The following is a 24,811-nucleotide window of genomic DNA, read 5'->3' as shown; positions in this document are numbered from 1 at the left end:
CTCGGCAGGGGTAGCGTCGCCCGGTCCGGGTACTCGGGCCTCCCAGCCAGAAGGGAGGCGGACCCCGTGACCGGGACCATGGGCGAGCAGCAGTCGACGCGCGATCACGCGCAGCACTCGGTGGGAGAGCTCGTCGAGCGGGCCACCGCACAGCTTTCGGAACTCGTACGTCAGGAAATGCGGCTCGCGGGCCAGGAGATGGCCGAGAAGGGCAAACGCGCGGGCCGCGGTGGAGGACTCCTCGGAGCGGCCGGCGCGATCTCCTACATCGGACTCATGGCGCTGGCGGCCACAGCGGCCGCGGCGCTCTCACTGGCCATGCCCGTGTGGGCCGCCGCCCTCATCGTCACCGGCGTGCTGTTCGCCGTGGCCGGGGTGCTCGCCGCGCTGGGGCGCAAGCAGCTGGCCCGCGCGGTGCCCCCCGTGCCGCAGGAGGCGATGGACAGCGTCAGGGCGGATGTCGAAGAGATCAAGGAAAGGGCCCACCGATGACGGACACCCCGAAGGACGCCACGAGCACGGGTGCGAAGGGGCCGGACGAGCTGCGCCGGCAGATCGACGAGACCCGCAGCAACCTGGGCGAGACCGTCGAGGAGCTGGCGGCGAAGGCGGACGTGAAGACCCGCGCCCGCGAGCGGGCCGCGGTGGTCAAGGGACAGGTACAAGGAACGGCGGCACAGGTGAAGGACAAGGTGACGGAACAGGCGGCGCGCGCCAAGGGCAAGGCCGCCGACGAGGCGGGCCACGCCAAGACCGTGACGGCCGAGAGCGCGGCACGCGCCAAGGACAAGGCGGTCGAGGGCGCCGCCCGCGCCAAGGAGGCCGTGCTGGAGGGCAAGGCGCGCGCGGAACAGCACCCCGCCGTGGTGCAGGCCGAGGAGAAGGTGGCCGAGGCCGCGCGCCGGGTGCAGGAGGGCACGCCCGAGCCCGTGCGGGCCGTCGCGAACGGCCTCGTGACCAGCGGGCGCCGCCGCCCCGGGGCGTTCGCCGCGGCGGGCGCGGGCCTCGTGCTCGCGTACGTGATGCTGCGCCGTCGCAAGGGGGCGGGCCGGTCGTGAGCGGGGTCCAGATCCTCTACAAGCCGCTCGGCCTGGCCTTCGGCATGGCGGGCGGCGCCCTCGCGAGCGCGCTGTTCCAGCGCACCTGGAAGGCGGTGGCGGGCGAGGACGACGCTCCGGACGCGCACGACGAGGAGCGCGCCTGGGGCGAGATCCTGGCCGCGGCCGCGCTCCAGGGCGCGATCTTCGCCGTGGTCAAGGCCGCGGTGGACCGCGGCGGCGCGATGGGCGTGCGGCGCGTGACGGGCCGTTGGCCGGGCTGACACCGCCGGCACCTCCGAGAACAACACCACCGGCGCCGGTGACGGCGCGGGGCAGGGCGGGCGGCGCGTCGCCCCGGTGCCGGACTCCTCGTCCGGCACCGGTACCGGCGCCGCCACCGCCCGCCGCCCCGCCGTCACCGGCGTCCGCGTTGACGGGGCCCTGCGCCCGGAGGAAGCTCGGCGCATGGCCACGACGCAGCACCATCCGTACGCGCGCTACGTCGCGATCGGCGACAGCCAGACGGAGGGGCTCGGGGACGGCGACGAGGAGCACGGCTACCGCGGCTGGGCCGACCGGCTCGCCGAGCTCCTCGCCGCCCGCAACCCGGGCCTCATGTACGCCAACCTCGCCGTGCGCGGCCACCGGACGGCGCGGATCAAGGCGGAGCAGCTGGCTCCCGCCCTCGCCCTGAAGCCGGACCTCGTGACCGTCATGGCGGGCATGAACGACCTGGTGCGGCCGGGCTTCGACGCCGGGCGCGTCGCCGCCGACATCGAGGAGATGTTCACCGAACTCACCGCGGCGGGCGCGCGGGTGGCCACGGTGACCTTCCCGGACATCGGGCGGGTCTCGCCGCTCGCACGGCGCGCGCTGCCCCGCGTCCTGGAGCTGAACGCCCGAATCCGCGCGGCCGCCGACCGCCACGGCGTGCTCGTGTTCGACACGTTCCCGTACCGCATCACCACGGACCCGCGGCTGTGGAGCAGTGACCGCCTGCACGCCAGCCCACTCGGCCACGCCAGGATCGCCGCGGGGATGGCGGACGTGCTCGGTGTCACCGGGCACGAGAGCTGGCTGAGCCCGCTGCCGCCGCTGGCCCCGGTCTCCGTGCTCGGTGCGGTGACGGCGGAGGCGCGCTGGTTCGCCGGGTTCATGGGGCCCTGGCTGTGGCGGCGGGTGCGGGGGCGTTCGTCGGGCGACGGGCGGGCGGCGAAGCGTCCGGCGCTCGCGGAGGTGGCGGCGAGCGATCACCGCGGGACTTGACTTCAAGTGCGGTTGAGGGAGGAGCGTTGGCCTCCTCCCCGCCGAGCCCGGCGGGGAGAAGGAAAGCACCCTTCACCTCGAAAAACCTCGACCGGGACGGACGGCCTGCCATGCCCACGACCTCCACCCTCAGCATCGGAACCCACCCCGACCCCACCCGCCACGACGGGGGACTCGCCTTCATCAGTACGTGGCGCACCGGCTCGCCCGAGCGGCAGCGGGCCACCCTCGACGCCATCGCCAGGGCATGGGAGACCCGCCCATGGCCGCACGAAGGCCTCCTCTCGTACACGGTGTACGCGGGCGCCGACGGCTCAACGGTCCTGCACCACTCGCAATGGCGCGACGAGGAGGCCTACCAGGACTTCTTCGCGAGCGCCGGGAACGGCAGGGACGCCAGGAACACCGACATCGACGCGGCCGTCCCGGGCATCGAGCGCCTGGATCTCAACAAGACGCGGCTGTACCGGAGTTGGACCGACGGGCGCGGGCGTGAGGGGCGCGAGCCCGGCGCGATCGTGATCGTGCAGGTCGACTTCGAGGGGCCCGACGCCGACCGGCAGCGCGCCTGGGTGGACGGAGTGGTCGAGGCCCTGGACAGCGGCCCCGCCGAGGCCGACGGTTTCGGGCTGCACGCCGCCCACTTCCACGTCAGCACCGACGGCAGGCGGGTCGTCAACTACGCGGAGTGGGAGAGCGAGCAGGCCCACATCGACGCGCTCGCCTCGGCGGGCGACGGCATCGGCTCGCCCACGCCCGAGTGGCGGCGGGTGCGGGAGTTCCCCGGCGTACGGGACGACTCGGCGGTGGCCCGGTACCGGTTCGCGTACGGCTTCGTACCGAGCAAGGCGTAGTTTCCCGGCGCCGTCCCGCCCACGGCTCCGCCCGCCTGGACAGTGCGAGGTGCCGGCGGGACGGTGGGAGGATGCGGGGCGTCATCACATGAGCGGCGGCGACATGCCGGACCGGAACAGGCCGGACCGGAACAGGCCGGGCAGGCGCAGGCCCGGCAGGGGAAGGGCCGACCGCGGCCGGTCCGACAGCGGCGGGCCCGCCGACGCCACCGAGGCGGCCGGTGCCACCGACGCCACCGAAGCCGGTGAGGCCACGGAGGCGGGCCGCACCGGCATGGCGTTCGAGATCGTCCGGGAGCTGGAGGTCGAGGGTTCACCGGCCCGGCTCTGGGCCGCCCTCACCACCGGCACCGGCGGCTGGCTGTGGCCCGTGGAGTACGAGCCGCGCGAGGGCGGCGCCGCCCCCTCCGGCGGCACCGTCACCCGCTGGGACCCGCCCCGCCGCCTCACCGCCCGCGTCGAGGACCCGGACCGGGTGCCGGGCCAGAGCCTCGACGAGCTCGACCACCTCATCGAGCCGCGCGACGGCGGGCGCCGCTCCTTGCTGCGCCACGTCCACAGCGGCGTCTTCACCGGCGACCCGGACGCCCGGTACGCCGGCCTGGTCCAGCGGACCGACTTCCACCTGCACACCCTCGGCCAGTACATGGCGTACTTCGAGGGGCGCCCCGTCACCTTCTCCGCCGTCAGTGGCCCGCCCGCCTCCGGCGCCCCGGACGCCTTCGGCAGGCTCGCCCGCGCCCTCGGCCTGCCCGACGACGCGATGGACGGGGCCCGCGTCCGCGTCCAGACCCCCGGCGGGGACCTGGACGCGGTGATCGACTTCCGCAGCCCGCACTTCATCGGGCTGCGCGCGGACGAGACGCTGCACCGCTTCTTCGGCCGCGGCCGCTTCGGCGCCCGGGTCGGCGTCAGCGTCCACGACTTCGGCGCGCACGCGGACGCCAAGCGCACCGAACTCGCGTGGCAGGACTGGCTGGACCACCTCTACGGCTGACCGCCGGGCACCGTCAGGGGCGGAACCGCAGCACCTGCGGGTCGTGGTCGCTGTTCTGCTCGGCGAACTCCGCGTTGATGTGCACGCTGTCGTAGCTGAAGTCGTCCGCGTCCCCCACTCCCGGGCTGGTGAGGATCTGGTCGAGGACCTGGGAGTTGCCCTGGTAGACGTAGGAGTAGCGCTCGCTCCTGGGCAGCGACCTGATGGCGGCACGCAGCGCGCCGCCGTCCTCGAGCGCCTTGGTGGTCGCCGAGAACTCGAAGTCGTTGATGTCCCCGAGCACGACCACGTCGGCGTCGCGCCGGACCTTGCGGATGTCCTTCACGAAGTTGTTCACGGTCTGCGCCTGCTTGAGCCGCTTGGCCTCGGAGGAGCGGACCGGCGGCTGGTGGTGCGAGGTCAGCCCCTCGTCGCCGCCCTTGGAGCCGAAGTGGTTGGCGATCACGAAGACCGTGCGGCCGCGGAAGACGAACTCACCGGCCAGCGGCTTGCGGCTGTCCGTCCACGCGTCGTTCAGCGGGTCGACGCGCCCGGGGGAGTGGCTGAGCGCGGGCCGGCCCTTCTCCCGTACGACCTGCGTGGGCGTCGTCGCGTCGCCCGGGGCGCGCTCGGTGAAGGAGACGCGCTCGGGGTTGTGGAGGAAGACCTGCCGGATGTTGCCGCCGGGCTCGCCGCCGTCCTTGTTGTTCTGCGGGTCGACGGAGTGCCACGCGTAGCGCGGGCCGCCCGCGGCGACGATGGCGTCGGTGAACTTCTTCAGGGTGGCGTCCGCGGAGACCGTTCCGTCGTTCTTCGCGCCGTTGTCGTCCTGGATCTCCTCCAGGGCGAGGATGTCGGGCGAGGCGAGGTTCGTGACGACCGCGCCCGCCAGCGCGTCGAACTTCTGCTGCGGGTCGGTGGGGTCGAGGTTCTCGACGTTGTACGTGGCCACGGCGAGCTCGCCCTTGGCCTGCCGCCGCGTCTTCTCGCGCGCGAGGCCCTTGTCGGCGATGGTTCCGAGCTCGCGGGCCACCAGGGTGTAGCCGCCGAACTGGTTGAAGTCCAGGGGGCCTTCGGCGCCGCCGCGCAGCACGTCGCCGACGTCCGCCTTCGGGAAGGGCCGCTCGGAGACGGGCGCGAGCTGCTGGATCTGTAGCCGCCCGCCGTTCTGCGCGTCGTACGAGCCGTAGACGGTGCCGCCGCGCCGGTTGCGGTTCTCGTGCTTCTTCACCGTCACCCACAGCTCGTTGTACGCGTCGGTCGCGCCGACGACACGCGAGCTGCCGATCCGTACGTTCATGCCCTCCAGGGACTCGTACAGGTCCAGGGCGTACGAGCGGGGCTTCAGCGGCAGCGCGTTGATGCTGCCGCCCCGCGCGGGGTCGCCGGCCGGGGCGTACGCGGCGGGCACGGACTTCGCGTCGATCGTGACGGGCGCGGGCAGCGGGTTGCCGGACGACTCCACGGTCACCGTCGGCTTCGTGATCTGGGTGAGGGACTGGTTGCCGGATCCGGCGCCCCCGGGCACGTACTCCGAGACCGTGCCGGAGACGCGGACCGCGTCGCCCGCCCGCACGGTGAGCGCCGCCGAGCCGGTGAAGACGAAGACCGCCTCGCTGGTGGCCGGGTCGGCGTCGGCCGTGCCGTCGGCGGACTGGATCCAGAAGCCCTTCGAGCCGTACCCGCGGACGCCGGTCACGATGCCCGCGACGTCCGTGACCTGCTGTCCCGCGAGGGGCGAGAGGCGGGTGGTGCCCTGGATGTCGTGGACGCGGACCTCGTCGGCGGAGGCGGCGGAGGACGAGACCGCGAGCAGCCCCGCCGCGAGGGCGATGGCGGTGACGGTGCTGACGGCGGCGGATCTCGGTATCTGGGGCATCGGGGAACTCCGGATGAGGGAAGACGGTGAGGGAGGAGGAGAACAGCGGGCGACGGACGCCCGCACGGACGCTCTACGCGCGTCAATCTCTTGCCTGACCAGGGGAGTTGTCAAGGTTCTCCGGGTGCCCGTTCGCTGTACGTCTTCTGACAGGGACATGAACCGGGCGGCATGGTGCCAAATCCGTCTAGGCTTGCCCCTTGCCGATCCGTACTCCCGGCGCCCCGCACCCCCGGAGGAGAACCAGCCGATGTCCGTAAGCCCCGCCACCCTGCCGCCGGTGCTGCTGCACTCCGAAGCGGAACTCGCGCGGGCCGCGCTCGCCACACCGCTGCTGTCCCGCGCCGTCCGGCTCGCCCGCTGGGCGGGGCCCGGCACCCGGGTCGGCGCGGGCGGCGAGCTCGTCGACGCACAGCTCCCGGCGGCCGCGGCCGAGCTGGGCCTCGCGGCGGAGGGCATCGACGAGGCGGACGCCGCCGCGTACACGAGCGAGGCGTGGCGGGTCGCCGTGGACACCGGCCTCGTCGAGGTCACCGACGCCGAGGAGGAGGACGGGGAGGGCACCGTCACCCAGGGCGAGGACCTCGCGCTGCTCTCCGCGGGCGGCCCGCAGGACGTCCTCGGCATCTGGCTCGGCGCCCTCGACACCGTGTACGCGGACGCCACCGTGCCCGACATGGAGAACCTCCTCGACGTCCTGGAGGAGAAGGGCGAGGTCGACTTCGCCGAGCTCGGCTGGGACCCGCAGGCCGAGGCCGACTTCCTGGACGGCGTCCTCGGCAACCTCTACCTGTTGACGGTCGGCGACGCCGCGGCCGGCGAGGCCCCGGTGCCGCTGCCCGCGCTCGCCGCGTCGATGATCGTCCCCGACGACATGGGCGAGCCCACCGACGACGTCCTGGAACAGGTGTCGGACGCGATGATGAAGCTCGACGACCAGTTCCGGCTCTTCGAGCCGCTCGGACTCGTCGAGTACCAGCCGGTCGACGAGGCGCTCATGGCCGACGTCGACGAGGACACCACCGAGGCTCCCGCCCCCGTCGAGGAGGAGGACGTCAGCCGCTACGGCATGGTCCGGCTCACCCCCCTCGGCCTGTACGGCGTCCGCGCCCGCATGCTGGAGGCCGGGGTCGACGCGCCCGCCGTCGGCGACCTCGCGGACAAGGGCGCCGACGCACTGCTCGACGGCACCTCCGGCTTCCCGCAGCACGCCGCGCAGGCCGAGATCGAGCAGTGGCTCGCCCGGCACGAACCCCTCACCGCGGCACGGGAGTTGCTGGCCGCGGCGCGCGGTGGCGACGAGGGCGCGCCGCTGCGCAGGCTCCGCTGCCAGCAGGCGCTCTCCCTGGTCGGGAACGAGGCGGAGCCGGCGCTCCGCGACGTCCTCGACGACCCGGAGCTCGGCGGTCTGGCCCGGGTGTGGCTCGCCGAGCACGGCGCCACGGACGTGCCCGCGCCGTCGGAGGCGCTCATCTTCTGGCTGACCATCGACACGATCGCCGCGCAGCTCGCCGCCGAGGGCAACTCCGACGAGTTGCAGGGCCTGGTCGAGGGCCTCGCGGAGCAGCACAGCGGCTTCTTCGCCACGGCGTGGCGCGTCGAGCACCCCGCCACAGCTGACGTCCTGGACGCGATGGGCCGCCTGCACCCCGACAAGAAGGTGGCGAAGGAGGCCCGCAAGGCGGCGTTCAAGGCGCGGAATATCTAGCCGGTCCAGGGACCGGAATGTCAAGCCTGTCCGGCGATTGAGGACGAGCCCGCAGGGCGATAGACCCCCGGGTGGGCCGAGCCAAACGGCCAAGGCCCACCCGGAAACCGCTCACATCAACACTCGTACCGCGTCGTGTGCTTGAACGACGACGTCGCCCCGTCGAACCCGTACGTCCCCCGGTACGCCGGAGGATTCTGGTACTCGCCGACGATCGTGATCGTCGTCGCGCACGAGCCCTGCCCGGCGCGCTTCGCGTCGAGCCGCATCGTCTCGCCGATCGTGCCGCCCGTGATGTCCCACGGCGCGCCGCAGATGCCGGACTTGATCTGTCCGCCCGTCACCACGTGCGGATAGGTCGTCGGGTTGTACGTCACCTCGATGCCGAAGGTGACGGCGCCGCTGTGCAGCGTCAGCTTGCACGCCGTCGACAGGGCCTCGGCCGACACGTCGGCCGCGGGCGCGGCGAACGCCTCGTCGCGCGTCTTGACCTCGGCGCCCTGCGGATTGTGGAAGCGGTGCTCCGACGTCCGCGCCTGGCCGCCCTTCTGCTTACGTGCCTGAGAGGTCATGGAAAACCCTCCTTCCGTCCTGACCGTCAGGCCAGCAGCTCGGCGATCTCCACGCGCAGCAGCGCGCGGACGTTCTCGATGTGGTTGATGATGGTCGCGACCGACGAACCGGCGAAGAGCAGCCCCACCGCGACGTCGTCCTGCGAGGTCACCAGCGAACCGGAGTCGCCGCCCGCCGAGATGTTCGTCGTGACGATCTGGTCCTTGAACCGGGCCGTGCCCGCCGTGCCGTAGTTCACGTCGACCGTCGCGTCGACCGCGATGATCCGGCCGAAGCTGATGTTCGTCGTCCTGCCGGACTTCTTCACCAGGTCGCCGACGGCCACGTTGGCCTTGCGCCGCCAGGCGCGCGGGGCGCCGCTGAAGTACTGCTCGCGCGTCGCGTCCTGGAAGTCGACGGCGCCGAGCGCCGCGTCCACCACGTTGTTGTGCCGCTCCAGCGGGATCTGCGGGGCGAACTGGATCGTGATGAACCGCTCCAGCGTCGCGATGCGGTCGGCCGGGTCCTGGCCGCCGTCGAAGACGCCGGGCTGCACGATCGCGCTGCCCAGCTGCGCCCGGTTGGAGTCGGCGAGCACGTGGTTGTTGGAGAGGATGTAGAACTTCGACGGGATGCCGAGACCGGCGCCGGGCGGGTCGACGGAGGCGCCGGGCAGGAAGTCGTAGACCACGCTGCCGAGCGTGCCCGCGGTCACCCGGACGTTGCCGACCGAGAAGCCCGAGGGGCACGGGCGCATCCGGCGCTTCAGGAGCTGCGGCTCGAACGCGCCGCGTCCCGCGAGCTCTTCGAGCTGTGGCTGCCCGAGCCCCGCGAGCTGCTCGCTGATACTGCCGTCCGGTCCGTACGTCACCGACGCACGGTCGTCGGCGCGCCGGCCGCCCGCGCGGCTCTGCTGGCGCTGCGCCGCGATGTGGCCCACCGCGACGACGTCGGTCGGGGTGCCGTCGTCCATCTGGCGCGGGACGACGTCCCGCTCGGGGAGCATGGACTCCGGGACCTTCTGGGTGACGAAGACGATGACGGCGGGCTCGCCGGTGGGCTCCCCGCCGCTCCACTTCACGCCGTGGCCGAAGCCGACGACGTTGGACAGCGGCTGCTGGGGCCGCAGGAAGTCGGACATCGCCTGCTGACGGGAGCTGTCGCTCAGCTGACCGCCGGTGGGACCTCGCATCAGTTCGGGCTGGCTCACCACGCCAGACCACCTCTTCCCCTTTGAAGGGTGGGGGTTCCGGGCCGTGCCGGGGCATCGCTCCCGCTACGTCCCGCCGTCCTGCGCGTCGACCTCGCCGATGGCGAGTACGCGTACGGGGACACCGTCGAGCGTGTCCGGAACCACGTCTGCGTCACGGAGGCGGTCGCGGGGCACCCGGTGGGTGACAAAGACGACGATCACGTCCTGACCCGAGTGCTCGTCCTTGCCGATGCCGACTCCGGTGACATTGGCCAGCCTCATCAGCCGGCCCTCATGGAGGCTGCGTGCCTGATGTGCGTCCACTCGGCTCGCCTCCCCGTGCGGGTGGTGCAGCTCTGCACGTGGTGATGTCTATTGCGGTGTGCATCGCGGGTCAAGGTGTTCTGCGGTGATTCTTCGCTTTACGGGTGATCCGCCCCTGTTGACCTTGTCATGAAAGGAGACAGGAAAGGAGGCCCCTCCCTGTCGGACGGTGTTCAACCGGCGTTTATGCGGGAGCGGGACGGTGGCGCCGACAGCAGCCCGGTCCCACGTACCGCCTTCGCGTCCTCAGGAGAAACGATGTCGCTCACCCGCAGGGATTTCGCCAGACGCTCCGCGTTCACCGGTGCGGGAGTCGCCCTGGCCGGCAGTGTCGGCGCGCTCGCCACCGCGCCCGGCGCCCTCGCCGCGACGGAGGTCGAGGAGGCCGCGGACACCGCGGGCCACGGCCACGGAGGCCACCACGGCCCCGGCTACGGCCCCCTCCTGCCCGACCCCGACGGCCTCCTCGCGCTGCCCGCCGGATTCTCCTACCGCGTCCTCACGCACAGCGGGAGGACCAAGCTGGAGAGCGGCGAGTTCACGCCGTCGAACCACGACGGAACCGCCACCTTCCGTGGCCCCCGCGGCACCACGCTCCTCGTCAACAACCACGAGCTGGGCGGCCCCCGCAGCAAGTGGAAGCACCCCGTACCGCTCACCGAGGGCCTCGTCTACGACCCCGCCGCGGCCGGCGGCTGCACCGTCGTCGAGGTCCGCCCCGACGGGCGGGTCGCCGAGTGGGTCGGCATAGCCGGCACCGCCACCAACTGCGCGGGCGGCAGCACCCCGTGGGGCACCTGGCTCACCTGCGAGGAGACCGAGGACCGGGCCGGCCAGAACGGCATGACCAAGGACCACGGCTACGTCTTCGAGGTCGATCCCCTGGACCGGCGGGCCAACCGCGCCCCGAAGCCCATCAAGGCGCTCGGCCGCTACGCCCACGAGGCCGTCGTCGTCGACCCCAAGCGCGGCCACCTCTACCTCACCGAGGACGCCGCCAAGCCGAACGGCCTCCTCTACCGCTGGACCCCGCCCCGCGGCTTCGCGCACGGCCGCGGCAAGCTGCGCACCCTCGCCGACGACGCGGGCGTCCTGAAGGCCCCCAAGTGCTTCGACTCCGGCGGCCGCTTCGTCGACGACCTGTCCCGCGCCACCAAGATCGGCACCGTCTACGGCGTCGACTGGGTCGAGGTCCCCGACCGCGACGCGCGGACCGTGCCCGTGCGCGAGCAGTTCGACGACGGCGACATCACGCGCGCCCGCAAGCTCGAAGGCATGTGGTGGGGCGACGGCGGCGTCTACATCGTCGCCTCCTTCGCCCGCGGCGAGAGCCCCGTCCCGCACGACGGGCAGGTGTGGTTCTACCACCCGGGCCGCCGCACCCTGACCCTGAAGGTGCTGCTCGGCGTCAACAAGGACCCCGGCGAGGACGGCGCCTTCGACGGCCCCGACAACATCACCGTCTCGCCCTACGGCGGCCTCGTCATCGCGGAGGACGGCGACGGCGTCCAGCACCTGTTCGGGGCGACGGAGAGCGGCCGCACGTACCCGATCGCCCGCAACGAACTCAACGCGGGTACGGAGGACGAGCCGGAGTACAGCGAGTTCACCGGCGTCACGTTCTCACCCGACGGCAGGACCCTGTACGCGAGCATCCAGACGCCCGGCATCCTGCTCGCCATCACCGGCCCCTGGCGGCGGCAGCGGCGCTGACCGGCGCCGGCGGAGGACGGCGGACCGTCTCACACCAGCTCCGCCACCTTGTCCTCCTGGCGGCGGATCAGTCCGGCGACCGGCTCCTGTTCCCACCAGGGCTCGGCCGGGGCCCGCTCGGCGCACCGGGCGAGCACCTCGGCGACCGTGGGGCGGTCCGCCGGGTTCCGGGTCAGGCAGCGGCCGAGGAAGGACTCCCACTCCGGGCCCGGCACGCCCAGCAGGTCGGGCTCCTCGTGCAGCGTGCGGTGGAGGACCTCGGGCGCGCCGCCCGAACCGAAGGGGCCGCGACCGGTCGCCGCCACCGCGAGGACCGCGCCGAGCGCGAACACGTCGGCGGCGGGGCCCGGCGGCCGGGCGTCCGCCGCCAGCTGCTCGGGGGCGATGAAGCCGGGCGAGCCGATGGCCTCGCCGTGGGCGGTGAGGCTCTCGTCGGCCGCGCTCTTGGCGATCCCGTAGTCGATGACCTTGGGGCCGTCGCGCGTGACGACGACGTTCGACGGCTTCATGTCACGGTGCACGAGCCCCGCCGCGTGCACCGCCGTCAGCGCCCCGGCCAGCGCGGCACCCAGCGCGGCGAGCTCGGCGGGCCCGAGCGGGCCGTGCGCGGCCACCGCCTTCGGCAGGCCGGGGCCCGCGCAGAACTCGACGGCCAGCCAGGGCTGTTCGGCGTCCGCGTCGGCGTCGAGCAGGGCTGCGGTGTACGGACCGGTGACCGCGCGCACGGCGGCCGTCCCGCGGCGGAACCGCTCGCGGAACTCCGGTCGCGCGGCGAGGTGCGCGTGGACCGTCCTGACCGCGACCGGCCGCCCGGACGCGGACCGCGCGAGGTGGACGCGGCCCACGCCGCCCTCGCCGAGCAGCGCGACGATCCTGTACCCGCCGACCTCCACGAACGCTCCTTCCTGTGCGACGCCTGTGAGGCATCGTACGGTTGCGGCCGCCGGGAGATCGGAGGGCGGGGGAAAAACCTTTGGCGCCCCGCCGGTTCACCCTCTTAAAGTGATGCACGTCCAGGTGCGAAGGCAGGACCTACTTCCACTCCTCATGGGGAGGCCGCGGGTTCGATTCCCGCCACCGGCACCGACAGGCCGGTGTAGCTCAGTGGCAGAGCACCATCGTCGGTTCCGCCGAATTGAACTCTGGACACCACAACTTCATGCGTTCTCCTGCACCTTCCGGTGCGCGGGCAGCGGCTCCTTCCTTTCCAGAAATGATGCCGCAGCCACTTCGATCTCGGGAGGCAGCAGCTGGTGTGTGCCCGGTGCGCAGGCAACGGTTACTTCCTGGATCAGAGGGTTGCGGGTTCGAGTCCCGTCATCGACTTCGGGTCGGTGTAGCTCAATCGGGTAGAGCATCCGACACAAGTCCGTCGCCGATTCTGAACTCGGGCACACTCCTGCCGCCTGTCTCCCCCTCTTCTCCGTGCGCACTGCACACGATGTACGCAATGAATTCGGGGGAATTCTCATGGCGCGTTTCAACACCAAGTCCGTCAAGGCGGCGGTGACTTCTCCGGTGAAGTCGACCGGCCGCATCACCCGTACGCACCAGGGCGGCCCCGGGCACCTCCGCGACGCCCGCTCCGAGCTCTTCCTGCTCGCGGTCGCGAACTTCGTCTCCCAGCAGACCTTCTACGAGACCGGCGACCGCCGCGACGACCGCTTCGCCTCGCTCGTCCGCCGCCTCGCCGTCGAGGACCCGCAGTGGACCGCGGGCCTGCTCGGCTGGCTGCGCGGCGACGGCAACCTGCGGACGGCTTCGATCGTCGGCGCCGCCGAATACGTGAAGGCGCGCCTGGAGGCACAGGTCACCGACGGCCCCACGGGCCGCCAGGTCGTCGCGTCCGTGCTGCGCCGGCCCGACGAGCCCGGCGAGCTCCTCGGCTACTGGACGTCGACGTACGGCCGCGCGGTCCCCAAGCCCGTGAAGCGCGGCATCGCCGACGCCGTGCGCCGCCTCTACAACGAGAAGGCCCTGCTGAAGTACGACACGGCGGCCAAGGGCTACCGCTTCGGCGACATCCTCAACCTCGTGCACGCGGCGCCCGACCCGGCCAAGCCCTGGCAGGGCCCCCTGTTCCGGTACGCGCTCGACCGCCGCCACCACCCGGAGGCAGCGGTGCCGCCCGAGGGCGCGCGCGTCCTCGCCGCGCACCGCGAGCTGATGGCGCTGCCCGTCGCCGAGCGGCGCGCGGTGGTCACCGGCGCGGGCGGCGCCGAGCGGCTCGCCGCCGCGGGCATCACCTGGGAGGCGCTCGCCGGGTGGCTCCAGGGGCCCATGGACAAGGCGGCCTGGGAGGCCGTGATCCCGTCGATGGGCACCATGGCCCTCGTCCGCAACCTGCGGAACTTCGACGAGGCGGGCGTCTCGGACGAGGTCGCGGCGACCGTCGCGGCGCGGCTCGCCGACCCGGAAGCCGTCGCGAAGTCGCGGCAGTTCCCCTTCCGCTACCTCGCGGCGTACCAGCACGCGCCGTCGCTGCGCTGGTCGTACCCGCTGGAGCAGGCCCTCGGCCACTCCCTCGGGAACGTGCCGTCGCTGCCGGGCCGGACGCTGATCCTGGTCGACCGGTCGGGCTCGATGTGGTCGCCGCTCTCCGACCGCTCGCAGCTCAACCGCGCCGACGCGGCCGCGGTCTTCGGCACGGCGCTCGCGCTGCGGGCCGCCGACGCGGACCTGGTCCAGTTCGGCAGCAGCAGCGCCCGGGTGAAGTACCGCGCGGGCGAGTCCGTCCTGAAGATCCTCGGCCGCTTCGGCGACCTCGGCGGCACCAACACCACCGAGGCGGTGCGCCGCTTCTACAAGAAGCACGACCGGGTGCTGATCGTCACCGACGAGCAGGCGGCGTACAGCTACCACGGCGACCCGACCGAGCAGGTTCCGGCGGACGTCCCCGTCTACACCTGGAACCTGGCGGGCTACCGCGCGGGCCACGGCGCCTCCGGACAGGGCAACCGGCACGTCTTCGGCGGCCTCTCGGACGCCGCGTTCCGCATGGTGGCTCTGCTGGAGGCGGGCGCGGACGCCGACTGGCCGTGGCTGGCCGCCTGACGCGTCACCGTACGTCGCCGTAGGGGTGCGGTCCGTTGCGACCGTACCCCGTTCGGGTCGTCCGCGGCCCGGGTTTGTGTGTCTGTTCCATACCGATGTGAAAGCGGTGTGAGCTCAGAGCATGGTGCGGCGGGTGTCCGGGGGCGCATACTTCAGACATGACGAGGCCCGCCGGCTCGCGCCGCCACCTGCCGAACAGTCCCTTCAATGTGCCCGCTCCGCCCGCCCCACCCGTAGAGCAGTTCGCCGTGGGCGACCGGGTCTCCCACGACCAGTACGGACTCGGGAGGATCGTCGGCGTCGAGGGGGAGGACGCGGTCGTCATCGACTTCGCGGGCCGTCAGGGACGGTTCCTGAGTCCTTACCCGAAGCTGGCCAAGCTCTGACGCCCGGCATCCCGACCTGACGTACCCGAGGGGCGGCGGACCGCACATGCGGTCCGCCGCCCCTCGCTCATCCCCGCTCCCGTGCCTACAGCGCCTGCGCCGCGGGCTTCACCATGCCGCGCACCGTCCGGGACTTGACGAACTGCCCCATTCCGGTCATCTCCCACTCGCCGGTGAACTGCTTGATCATCTTCGCCATCATCACGCCGGTCTGCGCCTCGGCGTTGGTCAGGTCGAAGCGGACCAGCTCCTCGCCCGTCGCCGCGTCGATCAGGCGGCAGTAGGCCTTCGCGACCTCCGTGAACTTCTGGCCGGAGAACGAGTTCACCGTGAAGACCAGGCCCGTGACGTCCTGCGGGAGACGGCCGAGGTCCACGACGATCACCTCGTCGTCACCGCCGCCCTCGCCCGTGAGGTTGTCGCCGGAGTGCTTGATCGCGCCGTTCACGATCGACAGCTTGCCGAAGTAGCAGCTGTCGATGTGGTTGCGCTGCGGGCCGTACGCGATGACGGAGGCGTCGAGGTCGATGTCCTTGCCGCGGAACGCCGGCTCCCAGCCGAGACCCATCTTGACCTGGGAAAGCAGCGGCTTGCCGCCCTTGACCAGGGACACCGTCTGGTTCTTCTGGAGGCTGACGCGGCCCTTGTCCAGGTTGATCTTCCCGGCGCCGGGCGCTGGGGCCGCGGGCGCGGCGGGGGCGGCGGCCGGCGGGGGCGGGCCCTGCACCGGCTGCCCCACCGGGGGTGCCATCGGAGCGGCCGGAGCGGCCGGAGCGGCCGGAGCCGCGGGGGCGGCGGCGGGCGCGGCCGGGGCCGGGGCGGGCTCCTCCACCGAGACGCCGAAGTCCGTCGCGATGCCCGCGAGGCCGTTCGCATACCCCTGGCCGACCGCGCGGGCCTTCCAGGCGCCGTTGCGCAGGTAGATCTCGACGATCACCAGGGCCGTCTCGGAGCCGAGCTGCGGCGGCGTGAAGGTGGCGAGGACGGAGCCGTCGTCGGCGTTGCGGATCGTGGCGGTGGGCTCGATGCCCTGGAAGGTCTGGCCCGCCGCGTCCGGGCTCGCGGTCACGACGATCTTCTCGATGCCGGGCGGCACGGCGGCCGTGTCGACGGTGACCTTGTCGGGGGTCGTGCCGCCGCCCGACTGGTAGGTCACGCCGGGGCCCGAGGGCTGGTTGAAGAAGATGAAGTCGTCGTCGGAGCGCACCTTGCCGTCGGCGGTGAGCAGCAGGCCCGATACGTCGAGCCGCACCGGAGCGGCGACGTCCACCGCCACGCGGGCGGCGGTCAGCGGGATGTTCGAGCCGGGGGTCATAGCTGTCATGCCAGGGGTAACGAACGATCCCGCTTTACCGTTCCCTTACCCGAGCAGGGATTTTCCCGGCCCGGTTCGCGGCGCCGTGGTCACGGCACCACCACGATCTTGCGTCCCAGCCCGGCGGCGAACCGGTCGAGCGCCTGCGGGTAATCCGCCAGCGGCAGCCGGTCGCTGATGAACACGTCCGGGTCGAGCACGCCGCCCGCGAACAGTTCGGCGGCGCGTTCGTAGCTGTGCAGGACCGCCATCGAGCCGGTGATGGTGATCTCCTGGTTGTAGATCCGGTACGGGTCGATGTTCACGCGCGTGGCGTAGTCGGCGACGCCGAACTGGAGGAACGTGCCCGCCTTGGCGACCCGTCCGAGGCCGTCCTGGATCGCGGCGGCGTTGCCCGTCGCGTCGACGACGACGTCCCAGCCCTGCGGGCGGTCCAGTTCGTCCGCGTCCGCCGCCGCACCGGAGACGCCGAGGCGCCGCGCGGTGGCGAGCCGGTCGGCGTTCAGGTCGACGACGTCGACGCTGGCCGCGCCGGTGCGCTTGGCGAGCTCCAGCATCATCAGGCCCATCGTCCCGGAGCCGTAGATCAGCACGTGCGAGCCGAGCCGCGCCCGCAGCACGTCGTAGCCGCGCACGGCGCAGGACAGCGGTTCGATGAGGGCGGCGTCCTGGGTGCGCACGTGGTCGGGGAGGAGTACGCAGTTGGCGGCGGGCGCCACGGCGTACTGGGCGGCGCCGCCCGCGGTGGTCACGCCGATCGCCGCCCACCGTTCGCAGAGGTTGCCCCGGCCGTCGCGGCAGTAGCGGCACTCGTGGCAGTGCAGCGAGGGGTCCACGGCGACCCGGTCGCCGACGGCGAGCGTGCGGACGTCACTGCCGAGCGCGACGACCTCACCGGCGAACTCGTGGCCGGGCACGACCGGCAGGGTCGGCGCGAACTCGCCCTGGAGGATGTGCAGGTCGGTGCCGCACAGACCGCACGCGGCGACCTCGACGACGACGTCGCGGGGGCCCGGGGCGGGGTCGGGCAGCTCCCCGACGAGGGCCTTGCCCGCGGACTCGATGATGGCGGCCTTCACTTGGCGGCTCCCTGGTTCATTTGACGGCTCCCAACGACAGGCCCTGGACCAGCTTGTCCTGGGCGGCGAACCCCGCGGCGAGCACCGGCAGGGAGATCACGAGCGACGCGGCGCACACCTTCGCCAGGAAGAGGCCCTGGCTGGTGATGAAGCCGGTCAGGAAGACGGGCGCGGTCTGGGCGACGACGCCCGTGAGCACCCGCGCGAAGAGGAGTTCGTTCCAGCTGAAGATGAAGCAGATCAGTGAGGTCGCGGCGATGCCGGGGAGCGCGATGGGCGCCACCACGCGCGCGAGGATCGTCGGCAGCCGGGCCCCGTCGAGCTGCGCGGCCTCGATGACCGGTTTCGGCACCTCGGCGAGGAACGACTGCATCATCCACACCGCGATCGGCAGGTTCATCGAGGTGTAGAGGAGGACGAGCAGCCAGATGTTGTCCAGGAGGCCGGTGTTCTTGGCGAAGAGGTAGATCGGCAGGAGCCCCGCCACGACCGGCAGCATCTTCGTGGAGAGGAAGAAGAAGAGCACGTCCGTCCACTTCTTCACGGGCCTGATGGACAGGGCGTACGCGGCCGGGAGCGCGAGGAGCAGCACGCACAGGGTCGAGACGACCGACGCCACCGTCGAGTTGACGAGCGAGGGCCAGGGGCTCGCGCCGCCGCCGGAGCCGAAGAACTCCCGGTAGCCGTCGAGGGTGAGCGAGGCGGCGAGCGACGGCGGGTTGGTCGCGGCGTCCTCCTCCGAGTGGAGGGAGGTCAGCGCCATCCAGGCGATGGGCAGGAAGAACAGGATCCCGGCGAGCCAGGCGGTGAGCCCCAGGACGGTTCCCTTGCCTCGTGCGTTCTTCATCAGCGGGACGCCTCCTCACGGAACAGGGACGAGACGACTCGCAGGGCGAAGGTCGCGATGACGAGCGAGCCGATGACGACGAGCACGCCCGCCGCGGAGGCCAGGCCGTTCTCGTGGGCCTGGTAGAAGCTCTGGTAGACGGTGTAGGGCAGGTTCGCCGTGCCGAGGCCGCCCGAGGTGATGGTGAAGACGGCGTCGAAGTTCTGCACGATGTGGATCGAGCCCAGCAGCGCGCCCAGTTCGAGGTAGCGGCGCAGGTGGGGCAGCGTCAGATGGCGGAAGACCTGCCAGTTGCTCGCGCCGTCCATGCGGGCCGCCTCGATCAGTTCGGGGTCGCGGCTCTGTAGCCCCGCGAGCAGGATCAGCATCATGAAGGGCGTCCACTGCCACACCAGGGAGGCCTCGATGGCGAGGAGCGGGGTGTTGGAGATCCAGTCGGGCTGCGCCGCGGAGTCCCCGCCGACCCAGTGCAGCAGGCCGTTGAAGAGGCCGTACTCGGGGTTGTAGAGCACGTGCTTCCACAGCAGCGCGGCGGCCACGGGGACGAGCAGGAACGGCGCGATGAGGAGGGTGCGGACGAGGCCGCGCCCCTTGAACCTCCGGTTCAGGAGCAGCGCGAGAGCAAGGCCCGCGACCAGGCTCGCGAGGACGACGGAGGCCGTCAGGAGGATCGTGGTCAGGACGGACTTGCGCAGGTCGGGGTCGGTGAGGACCTCGGTGTAGTTGCCGAGTCCGGTGAAGCTGCGGGCGTCCGGGTAGAGGGCGTTCCAGTCGAAGAAGGAGATCACCAGGGTCGCCACGAACGGCAGTTGGGTCACGGCGATCATGAAGACGAGGGCGGGCAGCAGGGGCGCCCTGGTCGCCCAGGCGCGCAGCCGTCCGGTGCCCGCCGGCTTCGCGGCGGGCACGCGCGGGTGCCCCACGGGGGTGGTGGTGCTCGCGGTGGCGGTCATCGTCCCTCGTACTCCTCGGAGATCTTCTCGGCGAGGTCCTGGGACCTGTCCAGGGCCGCGTCGACGGACTGGCGTCCGGCGATGGCCGCGCTGATCTCCTGGGAGACCTTGGTGCCGAGGTCGGTGAACTCGGGGATGCCGACGAACTGGATGCCGGGCGCGGGGCGGGGCTGCACGCCGGGGTCGCGGGGCCGTGCGCCCTCGATGGCGGCGCGGGTGACGTCCTGGAAGGCGGCGGCTTCCTTGCGGTAGGCGGGGTTCGCGTAGGTGGAGGCGCGTTTGCCCGCGGGGACGTTCGACCAGCCGGTCTTCTCGCCGACGAGCTTCTCGTACTCCTTGCCGGAGGCCCAGGAGATGAACTTCCAGGCCTTGTCCGGGTTGCGGGAGGCTTTCTGCATGCCCCAGGCCCAGGTGTAGAGCCAGCCGGAGTTCTCGGTCTTCACCACGGGGGCCGGTACGTATCCGATCTTCCCCTTCACCGGGGACTTGGCGGACTCCAGCGACCCGGCGGCGGCCGTGGCGTCGTACCACATGGCGGTCTTGCCCTGGGTGAGGTTGTTGAGGCACTCGGCGTAGCCGGACTGGGCGGCCCCCGACTGGCCGTGGTCGCGGACGAGGTCTACGTAGAAGCGGGTTGCCTTTTCGAACTCGGGGGAGTCCAGGCGGGCCTTCCAGTCCTTGTCGAACCAGGTGCCCCCGAAGGTGTTCACCACGGTCGTCAGCGGCGCCATCAGCTCGCCCCAGCCGGGCAGTCCGCGCAGGCAGATGCCCTTCATCCCGGGCTCCTCGCCGTCCACGCGGGCGGCGAGGTCCGCGACCTGCTGCCAGGTGGGGTGCTTCGGCATGGTCAGGCCGGCCTTCGCGAAGACGTCCTTGCGGTACATCAGGAAGGACGACTCTCCGTAGAAGGGCTGTCCGTAGAGCTTGCCGTCGTCGCCGGTGAGGGACTGGCGCATGGGCGGCAGGATGTCCTTCTCGTCGTACGCCTCGTCCTTGCGCGCGTACGAACCGACCTCGTGCAGCCAGCCGTTCCTCGCGTAGATCGGTATCTCGTAGTTGCTGAGCGTCGCGACGTCGTACTGGCCCGCCTGGTTGGCGAAGTCCTGGCTGATCTTGTCGCGGACGTCGTTCTCCGGCAGGACGGTGAAGTTCACCTCGATGCCGGTCTTCTTGGTGAAGTGGTCGGCGGTGAGCTTGCGCAACTCCACCATCTGCGGGTTGTTCACCATGAGGACGTTGAGGGAGTCGCCGCCTGAGCCGGCCCCGCCGGCGCCGGCCCAGCAGCCGGCGAGCAGCGGGGCGAGCAGCGCCCCTGCGGCGGCCGCGGCGAGCGCGTGCGGCCTCGGCCTCGGTCGGCTCGGGGTTCGCATGAGTGCTCCTGGACGTAGAGGGTCATATCGGGGTGATTGGGGCGCTGAAGGGGGTGCGGAGGGTGTGCGGAGGCCCGCGTCGGCCGGGTGCGGGTGCGGGTGTGGGTGTGGCGGTGGGGAGAGGCGGCCGTCAGACGCGGAGGACCTGCGGCCCCAGGAGTGAGTAGCGGTGCGCTTCGGACGCGGGCAGGCGGCTGCTCGTGACGATGGTGTCGAGGTCGCCGATCCCCGCGAACCGGCAGAAGCTCGTCGCCCCGAACTTGGTGTGCACCCCGGGGAAGACCGTGCGCCGCGACGCCCTGATGGCCTGTGCCTTCACCTCGCTGACGGCGGGGTCGGGCGTCGTGAGGCCGTGTTCGCGGGAGATGCCGTTGGCGCCGATGTACGCCAGGTCGATGACGAATCCGGCCAGCATGCGGGTCGTCCAGTGGTCGACGGTGGCGAGGGTGCCGGGGCGCACCCGGCCGCCGAGCAGCAGGACGGTGACGTTCTCGGCCTCGGCGAGGGTGCCCGCGGTGGCCAGGGAGGCGGTCACGACGGTCAGCGGGCGGCCCGCCGCGGCCTCCGGCAGCGCCTCGGCGATCAGCTGGGGGGTGAAGCCCTCGTCGACGAAGACGGTCTCGGCGTCGCCGAGCAGTTCGGCCGCGGCGGCCGCGATGCGCCGCTTCTCGGGGACGTGCATGGTCGTGCGGAAGGCGAGGGTGGTCTCGAAGCCCGCGCTCTCCACGGGGTAGGCGCCGCCGTGAGTGCGGCGGACCAGGCCGTGGTCCTCCAGGGACCGCAGATCGCGGCGGACGGTCTCCTTGGCGACGCCCAGCTCGTCGGCGAGCGCCGTCACGTCGACGGATCCGGCGTTGCGGGCCGCGCTGACGATCCGCCGCTGACGTTCCTCCGCGGTCATCGGCGCCACCTGCTTCCCCTGGGTCTCCCGGTGCCCGTTCGGGCCCTGTGGGGAAGTTCTACAGCGCGGGGATGGGGGTGACCAGGGTCGCAGCGGGCACGATGCTGCCCGTATGTGCCCGCTTGGCGGGGCGACGGCCTGTGCGGCGGGCCGCGGGCGTGCCCGTTTCGGGGGCGCGGGCCGCCCGTTCGGTGCCCGTGCGGGGTGGGCGGGAGTTCGAGTGTGGGTTCAGTACGGCCACACGGGCGGGTTCGTGCAGAAGTGGCCGCCCAGGTGCGCGTGCTCCGGGTCGGCCGGGTCCAGCTCGCCCTCTTCGGCGATCAGCTTCTTCGCGTACGGCTCGGAGTCGTCCCGCGGGTCGTAGCCGAGCGCCCGCGCCGACGAGAGGTCCCACCACAGGCGGGTGTTGGCCGACGAGCCGTAGACCACGGTGTGCCCCACGTCCTCGGCGGTGAGGGCCGCGTGGAAGAGCCGTGCCCCGTCCTCGGGGCTCATCCAGACCGACAGCATCCGCACGCTCGACGGCTCCGGGAAGCACGACCCGATGCGGACCGAGACGGTCTCGACGCCGTGCTTGTCCCAGTAGAACTGGGCGAGGTCCTCGCCGAAGGACTTCGAGAGTCCGTAGAAGGTGTCGGGGCGGCGCGGGGTGTCGACGGGGATCAGCGGGTCGTCGCCGCGGGGGCGCGGGGTGAAGCCCACCGCATGGTTGGAGGAGGCGAAGACGATCCGCGGGACGCCCTCCTCGCGGGCCGCCTCGTAGAGGTTGTACGTCCCTTCGATGTTGGCCTTGAGGATCTTGTCGAAGGTGGACTCCAGGGAGATGCCCGCGAGATGGAGGACCGCGTCGACGCCGCGCACGGCCTCGCGCAGCGCGTCCCTGTCGGCGAGGTCGGCGGTGACGGCGTCCGGCTCGCCCGGGACCGGGCGCATGTCGAGCAGCCGCAGGTCGTAGCCGTACGCGGGCAAGAGGCCGCGCATCAGCGTGCCGAGGCCGCCGGCGGCGCCGGTGAGCAGGACGGTGCGGGGAGCGGGCATGCGGGTCTCCTCGGGCGGGCGTATGCATCCACGTACAGGATTCACATCCGTGGAAACGCTAGAGATCGCCGTCATGTCGCGTCAAGGGGCCCGGACGGCACCCGGACGCGGTAAATCCGCTCTTAAGCGGCGAGTTCGCGTGCTTGACCCGGCCCGAGAGGGCGCCTTAGCGTGGTCGCGTTCAGGGATATGGACATGGATCAGAAACGTGCACGCTTAGGGAGAGCCCGTGACGTCAGCCCCCCTCGCTTCCCGCCTCCGCGTCCCCAGCGGGCCGCTCTTCTTCCCGGTCACCGCGTACGGGCCGGACGGCGCGCTCGACCTGGACACCTTCCGCGCCCATGTGCGCGGTGGCATCGAGGCGGGCGCGGCCGCGGTGTTCGCCTGCTGCGGCACGGGCGAGTTCCACGCACTGACGCCCGAGGAGTTCCAGAGGTGCGTCGCCGCCGCCGTCGACGAGGCGGCGGGCCGCGTGCCGGTGGTCGCCGGCGCCGGATACGGCACCGCGCTCGCCGTGCGGTACGCGCGCCTCGCCGAGGAGGCGGGCGCCGACGGGCTGCTCGCCCTGCCCCCCTACCTCGTCGTCGCCGAGCAGGAGGGGCTGATCAGGCACTACACCGAGATCGCCGCCGCCACCTCCCTGGACGTCATCGTCTACCAGCGCGACAACGCCGTCCTCACCCCGGAGACCGTCGTCGAACTCGCCCGCGCGGACGGCGTCATCGGCTTCAAGGACGGCCTCGGCGACATGGACCTGATGCAGCGCACCGTCAGCGCCGTGCGCGGCGAAGTGCCGGGCGACTTCCTGTACTTCAACGGCCTGCCGACCGCCGAGCTGACCGCCCTCGCCTACCGCGGCATCGGCGTGACCCTCTACTCCTCGGCGGTCTTCTGCTTCGCGCCCGACATCGCGCTCGCCTTCCACCGCGCGCTCAACTCCGGTACGCCGGAGGGCGACGCCACCGTCGACCGCCTCGTCGACGGCTTCTACCGGCCCTTCGTGGAGCTGCGCGCCCTCGGCCGCGGCTATGCCGTCTCCCTCGTCAAGGCGGGCGTCCGGCTCGGCGGCCTCGACGTGGGTCCCGTACGGCCGCCGCTGCACGAGCCCGCCGGCGAACACGTCAAGCGGCTCGCCGAACTCGTCGAGCGCGGGCGGGACCTGATCGGCGGCGCACACCCCGGAGCGGGCGCGTGAGGGCCGCCGCGTTCCTCTACCCCTGGGACGTCGTCGGCGACCCCGACGCGCCCGCCCGCCTCGCCGCCCTCGGCATCCGCCAGGTCACCCTGGCCGCCGCCTACCACTCCACGCGCGCGCTGACCCCGCGCCACCCGCGCCACCGCGTCGTCACGGCCGCGCACGCCGCCGTGCTCTACCCGCCGGGCGACCACTGGCGGGGCCGCGAGCCGCGCCCGTACGCGGCCGGGGAGTGGGCGCGGGGCGATGCCTACGGAGCGGCGGCACAGGCCCTGACCGACGCCGGGCTCGACGTGCACAGCTGGGTCGTCCTCGCCCACAACTCCCGGCTCGGCGCCGACCATCCGGCGACCTCGGTGGTCAACGCCTACGGAGACCGCTATCCGTGGGCGCCCTGCATCGCACAGCCCGCCACGCGCGCGTACCTGACCGATCTCGCCGCCGAAGCCGCCGTACGCCCCGGGACCGGGACGCGCGGCACCGAACTGGAGTCCTGCGGCTGGTACGGCCTCGCGCACCTGCACGCCCACGACAAGATCGCGGGCGTCACCCTTGGCGAGGCCGGGCAGTACCTGATGTCGCTGTGCTTCTGCCCCTCCTGCCGGGAGGGGTACGCCGGACAGGGCCTCGACCCGGACGAGCTCGCGGCCGTCGTCCGCCGCGCCCTGGAACCCGTGTGGCGCGGCGGCGACGAGGGCGAGGGCTGGGCGGGCGTCGAGAAGCTCATCGGCGCCGGCCGGGCGGCGGCCACGCGCGCGTGGCGCGAGGAAACCGCCCGCACCCTCCAGGAGGCCGCCGTCGCCGCCGTCCGCGCCGCGGCGGACCCCGGCTTCCAGGTGCTGCTCCACGCGGACCCGGTGACGTACCACTGCGGCGCGAACGCGGGCGTCGACCCGGCGCACATCCTCTCCGTGGCCGACGGCGTGGTCGTGCCCTGCACGGGCGGCGCCCGCCTCCTGGAGCCGTTCGCCGCGCGGAGCCGGGCCGGGGCCGTCCTCGCCGCCAACCTCACCGTGGTGAGCGGCATGGGCGGCAGCCCCGCCACCCTCGCCGCCGACGCGGCACGCGCCGCCGCCCTGGGCGCCACCGAACTGCGGCTCTACCACGCGGGACTGGCATCGGACGAGGACCTCGCACACGTCGCGAAGGCCCTGTCGCAGGCGGGGTGA

Annotated in this window: 24 protein-coding genes; 12 read left to right on the top strand and 12 right to left on the bottom strand. The window is 72.4% G+C overall.

Translation table 11 applies throughout. The features are described 5' to 3' along the window. Positions 1-66: 66 nt before the first annotated feature. From ACZ4Z4_RS18045 to ACZ4Z4_RS18020, 6 genes are all read left to right on the top strand, one after another. The gene (locus ACZ4Z4_RS18045; RefSeq protein WP_468327933.1) at positions 67-492 is read left to right on the top strand and encodes a phage holin family protein; all 426 of its coding nucleotides are present in this window, start codon (positions 67-69) and stop codon (positions 490-492) included. Then, positions 489-1,058 carry a DUF3618 domain-containing protein gene (locus tag ACZ4Z4_RS18040; RefSeq protein WP_468327931.1) on the top strand — a complete coding sequence of 190 codons (570 nt, stop codon included), beginning with the start codon at positions 489-491 and terminating at the stop codon, positions 1,056-1,058. Before ACZ4Z4_RS18045 ends, ACZ4Z4_RS18040 begins: the two co-directional genes overlap by 4 nt. After that, positions 1,055-1,321: a DUF4235 domain-containing protein gene (locus ACZ4Z4_RS18035; RefSeq protein WP_468327929.1), complete on the top strand. Its 267-nt coding sequence runs from the start codon at positions 1,055-1,057 to the stop codon at positions 1,319-1,321. The genes ACZ4Z4_RS18040 and ACZ4Z4_RS18035 overlap by 4 nt, the downstream gene beginning before the upstream one ends. Positions 1,322-1,505: 184 nt before the next feature. Next, positions 1,506-2,306 carry an SGNH/GDSL hydrolase family protein gene (locus ACZ4Z4_RS18030; protein WP_468327927.1) on the top strand — a complete coding sequence of 267 codons (801 nt, stop codon included), beginning with the start codon at positions 1,506-1,508 and terminating at the stop codon, positions 2,304-2,306. Positions 2,307-2,416: 110 nt separating this feature from the next. Further along, on the top strand, positions 2,417-3,160 hold the full coding sequence (locus ACZ4Z4_RS18025; protein WP_468327925.1) for an antibiotic biosynthesis monooxygenase: 744 nt from the start codon (positions 2,417-2,419) through the stop codon (positions 3,158-3,160). An 88-nt stretch (positions 3,161-3,248) separates the two neighbouring features. Beyond that, on the top strand, positions 3,249-4,157 hold the full coding sequence (locus tag ACZ4Z4_RS18020) for an SRPBCC family protein (protein WP_468327923.1): 909 nt from the start codon (positions 3,249-3,251) through the stop codon (positions 4,155-4,157). Between the two features lie 13 nt (positions 4,158-4,170). Here ACZ4Z4_RS18020 and ACZ4Z4_RS18015 read toward each other — a convergent pair whose 3' ends face one another. Next, on the bottom strand, positions 4,171-6,015 hold the full coding sequence (locus ACZ4Z4_RS18015; protein WP_468327921.1) for an endonuclease/exonuclease/phosphatase family protein: 1,845 nt from the start codon (positions 6,013-6,015) through the stop codon (positions 4,171-4,173). Positions 6,016-6,265: 250 nt separating this feature from the next. Between ACZ4Z4_RS18015 and ACZ4Z4_RS18010 the strand changes: the two genes are divergently transcribed. Further along, a complete protein-coding gene (locus ACZ4Z4_RS18010; protein ID WP_468327919.1) occupies positions 6,266-7,723 on the top strand; it encodes a hypothetical protein in 1,458 nt (485 codons plus the stop codon). Positions 7,724-7,839: 116 nt separating this feature from the next. Here ACZ4Z4_RS18010 and ACZ4Z4_RS18005 read toward each other — a convergent pair whose 3' ends face one another. From ACZ4Z4_RS18005 to ACZ4Z4_RS17995, 3 genes are all read right to left on the bottom strand, one after another. Continuing rightward, a complete protein-coding gene (locus tag ACZ4Z4_RS18005) occupies positions 7,840-8,295 on the bottom strand; it encodes a hypothetical protein (protein ID WP_468327917.1) in 456 nt (151 codons plus the stop codon). Positions 8,296-8,321: 26 nt separating this feature from the next. Beyond that, entirely contained in the window at positions 8,322-9,485 is a 1,164-nt protein-coding gene (locus ACZ4Z4_RS18000) for a chymotrypsin family serine protease (protein ID WP_468327915.1), read from the bottom strand. A gap of 66 nt (positions 9,486-9,551) precedes the next feature. Further along, on the bottom strand, positions 9,552-9,749 hold the full coding sequence (locus tag ACZ4Z4_RS17995) for a hypothetical protein (RefSeq protein ID WP_468327913.1): 198 nt from the start codon (positions 9,747-9,749) through the stop codon (positions 9,552-9,554). 300 nt (positions 9,750-10,049) lie between these two features. On the opposite strand from ACZ4Z4_RS17995, the gene ACZ4Z4_RS17990 reads away from it, so the two are divergent. Beyond that, entirely contained in the window at positions 10,050-11,504 is a 1,455-nt protein-coding gene (locus ACZ4Z4_RS17990; RefSeq protein ID WP_468327911.1) for an alkaline phosphatase PhoX, read from the top strand. Between the two features lie 29 nt (positions 11,505-11,533). Here ACZ4Z4_RS17990 and ACZ4Z4_RS17985 read toward each other — a convergent pair whose 3' ends face one another. After that, the gene (locus ACZ4Z4_RS17985) at positions 11,534-12,397 is read right to left on the bottom strand and encodes a serine/threonine-protein kinase (RefSeq protein ID WP_468327909.1); all 864 of its coding nucleotides are present in this window, start codon (positions 12,395-12,397) and stop codon (positions 11,534-11,536) included. Between the two features lie 577 nt (positions 12,398-12,974). Here ACZ4Z4_RS17985 and ACZ4Z4_RS17980 point away from each other — a divergent pair. Both ACZ4Z4_RS17980 and ACZ4Z4_RS17975 read left to right on the top strand, forming a co-directional pair. After that, a complete protein-coding gene (locus tag ACZ4Z4_RS17980; protein WP_468327908.1) occupies positions 12,975-14,558 on the top strand; it encodes a TROVE domain-containing protein in 1,584 nt (527 codons plus the stop codon). Between the two features lie 158 nt (positions 14,559-14,716). Further along, positions 14,717-14,944 (top strand): CarD family transcriptional regulator, encoded by a 228-nt coding sequence (locus ACZ4Z4_RS17975; RefSeq protein ID WP_030784272.1) that lies wholly within the window; start codon positions 14,717-14,719, stop codon positions 14,942-14,944. Between the two features lie 85 nt (positions 14,945-15,029). Here ACZ4Z4_RS17975 and ACZ4Z4_RS17970 read toward each other — a convergent pair whose 3' ends face one another. From ACZ4Z4_RS17970 to ACZ4Z4_RS17940, 7 genes are all read right to left on the bottom strand, one after another. Then, a complete protein-coding gene (locus ACZ4Z4_RS17970) occupies positions 15,030-16,259 on the bottom strand; it encodes a TerD family protein (RefSeq protein ID WP_468328453.1) in 1,230 nt (409 codons plus the stop codon). Between the two features lie 89 nt (positions 16,260-16,348). Next, positions 16,349-17,338 (bottom strand): zinc-dependent alcohol dehydrogenase family protein, encoded by a 990-nt coding sequence (locus tag ACZ4Z4_RS17965; RefSeq protein WP_468327906.1) that lies wholly within the window; start codon positions 17,336-17,338, stop codon positions 16,349-16,351. Between the two features lie 16 nt (positions 17,339-17,354). Further along, positions 17,355-18,185 (bottom strand): carbohydrate ABC transporter permease, encoded by an 831-nt coding sequence (locus ACZ4Z4_RS17960; RefSeq protein ID WP_468327904.1) that lies wholly within the window; start codon positions 18,183-18,185, stop codon positions 17,355-17,357. Beyond that, the gene (locus tag ACZ4Z4_RS17955) at positions 18,185-19,138 is read right to left on the bottom strand and encodes a carbohydrate ABC transporter permease (RefSeq protein WP_468327902.1); all 954 of its coding nucleotides are present in this window, start codon (positions 19,136-19,138) and stop codon (positions 18,185-18,187) included. The genes ACZ4Z4_RS17960 and ACZ4Z4_RS17955 overlap by 1 nt, the downstream gene beginning before the upstream one ends. Beyond that, positions 19,135-20,508, bottom strand: coding sequence for an ABC transporter substrate-binding protein (locus ACZ4Z4_RS17950; protein WP_468327900.1), 1,374 nt, complete (start codon positions 20,506-20,508; stop codon positions 19,135-19,137). Before ACZ4Z4_RS17950 ends, ACZ4Z4_RS17955 begins: the two co-directional genes overlap by 4 nt. Positions 20,509-20,638: 130 nt before the next feature. After that, entirely contained in the window at positions 20,639-21,409 is a 771-nt protein-coding gene (locus ACZ4Z4_RS17945; protein WP_468327898.1) for a DeoR/GlpR family DNA-binding transcription regulator, read from the bottom strand. Positions 21,410-21,637: 228 nt separating this feature from the next. Next, on the bottom strand, positions 21,638-22,447 hold the full coding sequence (locus ACZ4Z4_RS17940; protein ID WP_468327896.1) for an NAD-dependent epimerase/dehydratase family protein: 810 nt from the start codon (positions 22,445-22,447) through the stop codon (positions 21,638-21,640). 229 nt (positions 22,448-22,676) lie between these two features. On the opposite strand from ACZ4Z4_RS17940, the gene ACZ4Z4_RS17935 reads away from it, so the two are divergent. Both ACZ4Z4_RS17935 and ACZ4Z4_RS17930 read left to right on the top strand, forming a co-directional pair. Continuing rightward, entirely contained in the window at positions 22,677-23,642 is a 966-nt protein-coding gene (locus tag ACZ4Z4_RS17935; RefSeq protein ID WP_468327894.1) for a 5-dehydro-4-deoxyglucarate dehydratase, read from the top strand. Next, entirely contained in the window at positions 23,639-24,811 is a 1,173-nt protein-coding gene (locus ACZ4Z4_RS17930) for a hypothetical protein (RefSeq protein ID WP_468327892.1), read from the top strand. Before ACZ4Z4_RS17935 ends, ACZ4Z4_RS17930 begins: the two co-directional genes overlap by 4 nt.

The organism is Streptomyces sp. NPDC030245 (genome assembly GCF_055572995.1).
The sequence above is the reverse complement of the archived record's forward strand: the minus strand, read 5'-3'. Positions and strand labels throughout refer to the sequence as shown.

Excerpts from the sequence above, each read along its gene's own strand:
- ACZ4Z4_RS18040 (WP_468327931.1), top strand. The coding sequence starts at position 489 with ATGACGGACACCCCGAAGGACGCCACGAGCACGGGTGCGAAGGGGCCG.
- ACZ4Z4_RS18030 (WP_468327927.1), top strand. The coding sequence starts at position 1,506 with ATGGCCACGACGCAGCACCATCCGTACGCGCGCTACGTCGCGATCGGC.
- ACZ4Z4_RS18025 (WP_468327925.1), top strand. The coding sequence starts at position 2,417 with ATGCCCACGACCTCCACCCTCAGCATCGGAACCCACCCCGACCCCACC.
- ACZ4Z4_RS18020 (WP_468327923.1), top strand. The coding sequence starts at position 3,249 with ATGAGCGGCGGCGACATGCCGGACCGGAACAGGCCGGACCGGAACAGG.
- ACZ4Z4_RS18015 (WP_468327921.1), bottom strand. The coding sequence starts at position 6,015 with ATGCCCCAGATACCGAGATCCGCCGCCGTCAGCACCGTCACCGCCATC.
- ACZ4Z4_RS18010 (WP_468327919.1), top strand. The coding sequence starts at position 6,266 with ATGTCCGTAAGCCCCGCCACCCTGCCGCCGGTGCTGCTGCACTCCGAA.
- ACZ4Z4_RS18005 (WP_468327917.1), bottom strand. The coding sequence starts at position 8,295 with ATGACCTCTCAGGCACGTAAGCAGAAGGGCGGCCAGGCGCGGACGTCG.
- ACZ4Z4_RS17995 (WP_468327913.1), bottom strand. The coding sequence starts at position 9,749 with ATGAGGCTGGCCAATGTCACCGGAGTCGGCATCGGCAAGGACGAGCAC.
- ACZ4Z4_RS17990 (WP_468327911.1), top strand. The coding sequence starts at position 10,050 with ATGTCGCTCACCCGCAGGGATTTCGCCAGACGCTCCGCGTTCACCGGT.
- ACZ4Z4_RS17980 (WP_468327908.1), top strand. The coding sequence starts at position 12,975 with ATGGCGCGTTTCAACACCAAGTCCGTCAAGGCGGCGGTGACTTCTCCG.
- ACZ4Z4_RS17975 (WP_030784272.1), top strand. The coding sequence starts at position 14,717 with ATGACGAGGCCCGCCGGCTCGCGCCGCCACCTGCCGAACAGTCCCTTC.
- ACZ4Z4_RS17970 (WP_468328453.1), bottom strand. The coding sequence starts at position 16,259 with ATGACCCCCGGCTCGAACATCCCGCTGACCGCCGCCCGCGTGGCGGTG.
- ACZ4Z4_RS17960 (WP_468327904.1), bottom strand. The coding sequence starts at position 18,185 with ATGAAGAACGCACGAGGCAAGGGAACCGTCCTGGGGCTCACCGCCTGG.
- ACZ4Z4_RS17955 (WP_468327902.1), bottom strand. The coding sequence starts at position 19,138 with ATGACCGCCACCGCGAGCACCACCACCCCCGTGGGGCACCCGCGCGTG.
- ACZ4Z4_RS17950 (WP_468327900.1), bottom strand. The coding sequence starts at position 20,508 with ATGCGAACCCCGAGCCGACCGAGGCCGAGGCCGCACGCGCTCGCCGCG.
- ACZ4Z4_RS17945 (WP_468327898.1), bottom strand. The coding sequence starts at position 21,409 with ATGACCGCGGAGGAACGTCAGCGGCGGATCGTCAGCGCGGCCCGCAAC.
- ACZ4Z4_RS17940 (WP_468327896.1), bottom strand. The coding sequence starts at position 22,447 with ATGCCCGCTCCCCGCACCGTCCTGCTCACCGGCGCCGCCGGCGGCCTC.